This window comes from Candidatus Zixiibacteriota bacterium (assembly GCA_021159005.1).
Classification (GTDB): domain Bacteria; phylum Zixibacteria; class MSB-5A5; order UBA10806; family 4484-95; genus JAGGSN01.
Genome location: JAGGSN010000089.1, coordinates 1 through 4,991, shown reverse-complemented (window position 1 = coordinate 4,991; position 4,991 = coordinate 1). Strand labels below are relative to the sequence as shown.

Annotated in this window: 8 protein-coding genes; 2 read left to right on the top strand and 6 right to left on the bottom strand. The window is 49.9% G+C overall.

Annotated features, from left to right (window positions below):
• The 3 genes from J7K40_06005 to J7K40_05995 form a co-directional block, all read right to left on the bottom strand.
• A partial coding sequence (locus tag J7K40_06005) for a right-handed parallel beta-helix repeat-containing protein (protein MCD6161950.1) occupies positions 1-1,580 on the bottom strand: 1,580 nt, incomplete at its 3' end.
• 77 nt (positions 1,581-1,657) lie between these two features.
• Positions 1,658-2,071: a hypothetical protein gene (locus J7K40_06000; protein MCD6161949.1), complete on the bottom strand. Its 414-nt coding sequence runs from the start codon at positions 2,069-2,071 to the stop codon at positions 1,658-1,660.
• A 4-nt stretch (positions 2,072-2,075) separates the two neighbouring features.
• Positions 2,076-2,717 carry a hypothetical protein gene (locus J7K40_05995; protein MCD6161948.1) on the bottom strand — a complete coding sequence of 214 codons (642 nt, stop codon included), beginning with the start codon at positions 2,715-2,717 and terminating at the stop codon, positions 2,076-2,078.
• An 80-nt stretch (positions 2,718-2,797) separates the two neighbouring features.
• Here J7K40_05995 and J7K40_05990 point away from each other — a divergent pair, with 80 nt between their 5' ends.
• On the top strand, positions 2,798-3,073 hold the full coding sequence (locus J7K40_05990; GenBank protein MCD6161947.1) for a hypothetical protein: 276 nt from the start codon (positions 2,798-2,800) through the stop codon (positions 3,071-3,073).
• 9 nt (positions 3,074-3,082) lie between these two features.
• Positions 3,083-3,754 (top strand): hypothetical protein, encoded by a 672-nt coding sequence (locus J7K40_05985; GenBank protein ID MCD6161946.1) that lies wholly within the window; start codon positions 3,083-3,085, stop codon positions 3,752-3,754.
• Between the two features lie 113 nt (positions 3,755-3,867).
• Here the strand turns inward: J7K40_05985 and J7K40_05980 are convergent, their stop codons facing one another.
• The 3 genes from J7K40_05980 to J7K40_05970 form a co-directional block, all read right to left on the bottom strand.
• Positions 3,868-4,278 carry a hypothetical protein gene (locus tag J7K40_05980; GenBank protein ID MCD6161945.1) on the bottom strand — a complete coding sequence of 137 codons (411 nt, stop codon included), beginning with the start codon at positions 4,276-4,278 and terminating at the stop codon, positions 3,868-3,870.
• A gap of 11 nt (positions 4,279-4,289) precedes the next feature.
• Entirely contained in the window at positions 4,290-4,643 is a 354-nt protein-coding gene (locus J7K40_05975) for a hypothetical protein (GenBank protein ID MCD6161944.1), read from the bottom strand.
• Positions 4,644-4,991: hypothetical protein (locus J7K40_05970; protein MCD6161943.1), on the bottom strand; the 348-nt coding region annotated here is incomplete at its 5' end.

The following is a 4,991-nucleotide window of genomic DNA, read 5'->3' as shown; positions in this document are numbered from 1 at the left end:
TCAAGCTGCGTCGAGGTGAGGTAGTAGTTCAGCACAACCCCGCTGCCGAGGTTGTCGTATAAATCAACATTGGTGAAGGTGTTGCTGTTTGAATGATCATGGACTTCAATGCCGTCTCCCTCGTTCCCATGCAGACCGAGGTCAGTGAATGCATTGTTGCTCGCGTAATCGTATATCTTAACCCCGTCATCGCCGTTCTCGTATGATGTGAGGTTATCGAATGTGTTGCTGTCTGCAGAGTCATACACCTTGATGCCACATCCCGTGTTGTTGTGGGCTGTGACGTTCTCAAGCTGCGTCGAGGTGAGTTCGTGGTCTAATTGGACGCCATCCCCTCCGTTATCATACACCATAAGATCGGTGAAGGTGTTGCTGTTGGAGTTGTTGTGGACCCTGATCCCGTTGCCGGTGTTATCGTATGAGGTGATGTTGGTGAATGTGTTGCTGACCGCATAATCGTAAATTTTTATCCCATCCCCCCCATTATTGTATGCGGTGATGTTTTTAAACTGGGTGTTGGTGAGGTAGCGCCCTACGTTGATCCCATCCCCATCATTATTGTACACTTCTGCATCGGTGATCGTGGTATCATTTGAACGCCAATTAACATCGATCCCGATGCCGTGGTTATCATGCACAGCAATATCGGTGAACGTGGTGAGATCGTTATCGTAACCACACTTGATACCACCAAAATCATTCTCCTTCACGTAACCAGATGTGAATGTATTATTGTCACACCACATCTCGATGTATATGCCATATCCACCATTTGAGTATATCCTGTTGTTTGTGAAGATGCTGTCACGCACGTCATTATTTACATATACGCCGGTATTCGTGTTTTCATACACCCAATTATCCGGAAATGTGTTTTTTTTTGCATCGTATATATAGCAGCCAATATAATTACCTCGTAAGATGTTGTGGTCGATTGTGCATTCATCTGAAGCGACGAGATATATCCCCTGATCGCTGTTCCATTTGGCATCGTTGTCTTCGACTGTTGTGTTGTCTGCGTGTTCTAAATATATCCCATGATCACTATTGCTATTGCAGGTATTGTCGTAAATTATGTTGTCGTTTGATGACGCGACGTAAATACCGTGCTTGATACAACTATTCATCGTATTGAATTTTATCGTGTTGCCTGACGATCCAGAGTGCACGTATACACCATACCAGCCACTGCTTCCAGTCCATGCACAATTCCTAATAATGTTGTTGTCTGCCGAATTCAGTTCGATTCCGTAACGGCTCGTTGAAAAACGCATGTCGTGTATGTCACAATGGTTCGCGGCGTTTAATTCCATCGTCGGACCGTATTCGCTGCTTCGCACACTCATGTGGCTGATATTTACCCAATCTGCGGTCACGCTGATAATCTCTTTGTCCGAATATCCCTGTACCCCGTTCACGATGACTTGGTCCCTCTGCACCCCCCATATCGTAAGATGTGGTTTGGAAATCGTTACGAACTCACTATAAGTGCCATGCCACACTTGTATCGAATCTCCACTACTTGCAGCATTTACCGCTGCCTGGATCGTCGTGAAGTCGTACCCACCACTATCGTCCACTTGCCAAAAATGGGCAGCGCTTGCGGTCCCAACAAAAGATGTTAACAGTACCAACAAAAACAATCGCAGAAGCATAATCACAATACCCCCAGAAGTATCGTTACCGGATCAAGAGTGTCCGGAGAGTCGTTGCGCACGGCGATGTATTCATGCGTTGGGTGGATTGCTACACCAACCCCGACGTTTGCCTCGTTCACAGCGATCGTCTCATCCTCGTAGTATGTCACGTTATCCGGAGATGACATTACGGTGAACTCACCGACGTCACTCGACTTAATCTGGATGAACATACTGTGCCCAACAGAAGTTATATGCGCTGCTGTGGTATATCCACCGCTTAGGATCTCCCCAGCGTCAAGGAGCGTCGCGCGCCCCGCCCTGGAAGAAGTCAGTAACTCTCCAAGCGCGTTTACAAGAACGCGGTAATCGGTACCACTGCCATCACCGGATGTGTTGCCGATGAGTCGCATCAGGTTGCTGATTAATCTCAATTCCTTACACCTCCGGAGTCATTATCAACACGTACGGAGTGCCATCGGTATCGGTATCTATCCTCATCGAGTATATATCGTCACCATCGAACTCCAACACGTCGCCTGGACCGAACGGGACAGCATCTGCATAGGTTATACCATCATGCGACGTTTCTACATACAAAATGCCTGTTGTGCCGTTGTGCCTCAGTGTCCCTCTTCTACCATTTCTACCAAGCCCCGCGTACACCTCTTCTATGTTTGGTGTCCCTGCGACCGCTACGTTCGTGGAACTGACGAAGGGGTTTCCTTCGTAATACGATGCCTGTGATATTGTCGGCACGCCGTTTGCATTATCTGACAGTTGTGTGTAGAACGACGTGTTTTTGGTTGTGGTGATCGTAACCCAATCAAATATCGCATTAAATCGACTCCATGTCGGGAACCGTGTGGATGTATGTACCACCGTCCCCTCACGAAACAGCTCCAGTTTTATCGAGCAGTCCGTATACAATAACATGCTCTTCGCTATCGGCATCGATTCAGGACTATACATCCGCTCTTCCGTGCCATCCGCAAGAAAAACCTGCCCTGTATTCACATCGATGTGGTTTGCACCTATTGGGAGTGTTTTACGGTCCGTGTCGGGATAATTTATAAGCATGTGACGACCACCCTTTCTCTATCAGTCAGTATCAAAAGCCTTTTATGCCGCAGACTACAAAAACTCTTCGGTGCTTAAAGATGATGCATATTACCGGACAGATTTTCGACACAGATACGGGTGATGGTATTGAGGAGACGCCGGTGTATCTGGACGGTCGTGTTGTGGCTGTTACGGACAATAACGGGGGATACTCTTTTATCGCTGCTCCAGGGAGACACCGTTTTGAAGTACGCCCGCGTGAATTCCTGTATGTCATCAGGGATGTGATGATCACTCAAGACAGTCGTATGATCGACCATGCGACGGGTAGACCGGTCAGAAAAGACCTGCAACTCACGCGAGCTACTTTATGAGGTGTTTTTGTGCCAACCGTCATCATATCAGCTCCGGTGAGCAACAAACCATCGAGGATCAGCGGGGAAGCTGGACAGAGACTGTACTGGACGATCAAGGCGAACTATCCCGACGTTGACGTTCGATGGCTGCCAAACGAAAAATCCACGCGTGAGAATGCGCCTGTCATAAAGAAGCTCGTAGAAAACGGCGATGCTTTATTCGTATACTACGGGCACGGCTATCCATCAAAGCTTTGCGGACGAATCCCGCCACTGTGTACCAAAGACGCAGAAGGCTTTATCGATACAGAAAACACCGACGTCTTACGCGACTCCGTGACTTATGCGGTATCCTGCTGGACAGCGAAACGTCTCGGTAGATCCGCTGAAGCCGCTGGCGCGCAGTGTTATGTCGGGTTCAGAAAACCCGTGTATGTGGCATTTCCGCTGAAAGAGCACAATTACCGAGCCGACATCATTGATGTCTGGAATACGTTCCCGCTACGGATGATAGAGGGCGCCACGGTCGCAAACGCCATGACGGCAATGCGCGACAAATCGCTTGGGTATGAAGAGATGTATGAACGGGCTGGAAACGCTCTTCTCCACGGCGACTACTATGCGCGTAGGTTCTCATCGAATCGTGAGGCGATTTGTGCTTTCGGGGACATTGGGGCGACTATTTTTGGATTGCATTGACAGTATCGAGGGCGCAGGGGTAATGTAAACCTCGCTCCGGAGAAAAAGTCGTTATATAAGATTAAAAAAGAAATAAGGATAGCAGGCGCCAGCCCGCTATTCACTGTCGCTCATCATTCGCTGACGACGTAATCTACGAACAGCTCGATTTTTCCAGCTGTCAGGTCTGCATCAGCTATCGTGAGCGTAAGTTCCCTGTTTGCCGTGGTCTTCTCGGAGAAGTTTGTAGCCGAACCATCCTGAATAGCGTCGTGTTCATCCACGTCGAACGCTGCGTTGTTGTACTCGATGGGTGCGAGTATACCGGCTACATCATCCGTCGGTATGCCCAGCGCGATTGTCGGCGTGTCGCTCCCCTCAGCAGTGGGTGCCGTGAGTACCCTGTACCATGAGCGAGTGATGATCGCATTGGTCGGCAGGTTTACACCGAGCCCGATGTCGCCCTGTGTTCCACCGTGTATGTCGAAGTCGTAAACCCCCCGCGCAGATGTGACAGCGGAAGGGGATGAGTGTGTTGTTATCACCTCACATCGCCTCACGCATCGAAGTACACGAGAGTTAGCTCTGTATCAGTTACACCCGCTGTCGTAACCACGCCGAGGAAACTTTTTTCCTGTATGGAGAAGAGGCACGTGTCCATATTGATTGAATCCGGGTATGCGATGGTATCTCCTGCACCGAGACCCTGTTTGTCCTTGATGGACGTCAACGCTGCAGCAGCTCCATCAGATGGACCAATCGACACCATATTCGCACTCGGCGCGTAGAGCTTCATCCACACGACGTGTCTCGTCTTGCCATCCGGTACCGCTCCAATGCCGAGGTCAGTACCTGCGTCGGCTCCAGTGAGAGTCTTCTGTACCGTCTTCAGGTCGTATATGTTGCCCATTTACTCGGTCCCCTGTGTAGCGTTCGTTGCCTCTCCCGTCGCGACGGTCACTGTCTCTTCCGTTGCGACTTCGAGCTCATGCTCTGGTACCGGTTTCAACAGGATCACGTTAAACGTGTTTATCTGCTTGCCCTTGCCGGTGAGTTTCACCTTCAGGGTGTCAGCAGAGATCCTGATCGACTCGATCTCTTTATCGACGTCCCCGACCGGATGATGCCCGACCACAATTGATCCAGGCGTGCATTCAGCAGAGTCTCTGAAAGCCCCTGCTGATACCGCTACCGTCACCACTTCGTATTCGGGTGCGATCACCGGGGACGCGGGAGATCCCGCGCCCGTTCCTGTGGT

Bases quoted from the DNA above. Each gene is read 5' to 3' on its own strand.
- J7K40_05975 (MCD6161944.1), bottom strand. From the start codon at position 4,643: ATGGGCAACATATACGACCTGAAGACGGTACAGAAGACTCTCACTGGA.
- J7K40_05990 (MCD6161947.1), top strand. From the start codon at position 2,798: ATGATGCATATTACCGGACAGATTTTCGACACAGATACGGGTGATGGT.
- J7K40_05995 (MCD6161948.1), bottom strand. From the start codon at position 2,717: ATGCTTATAAATTATCCCGACACGGACCGTAAAACACTCCCAATAGGT.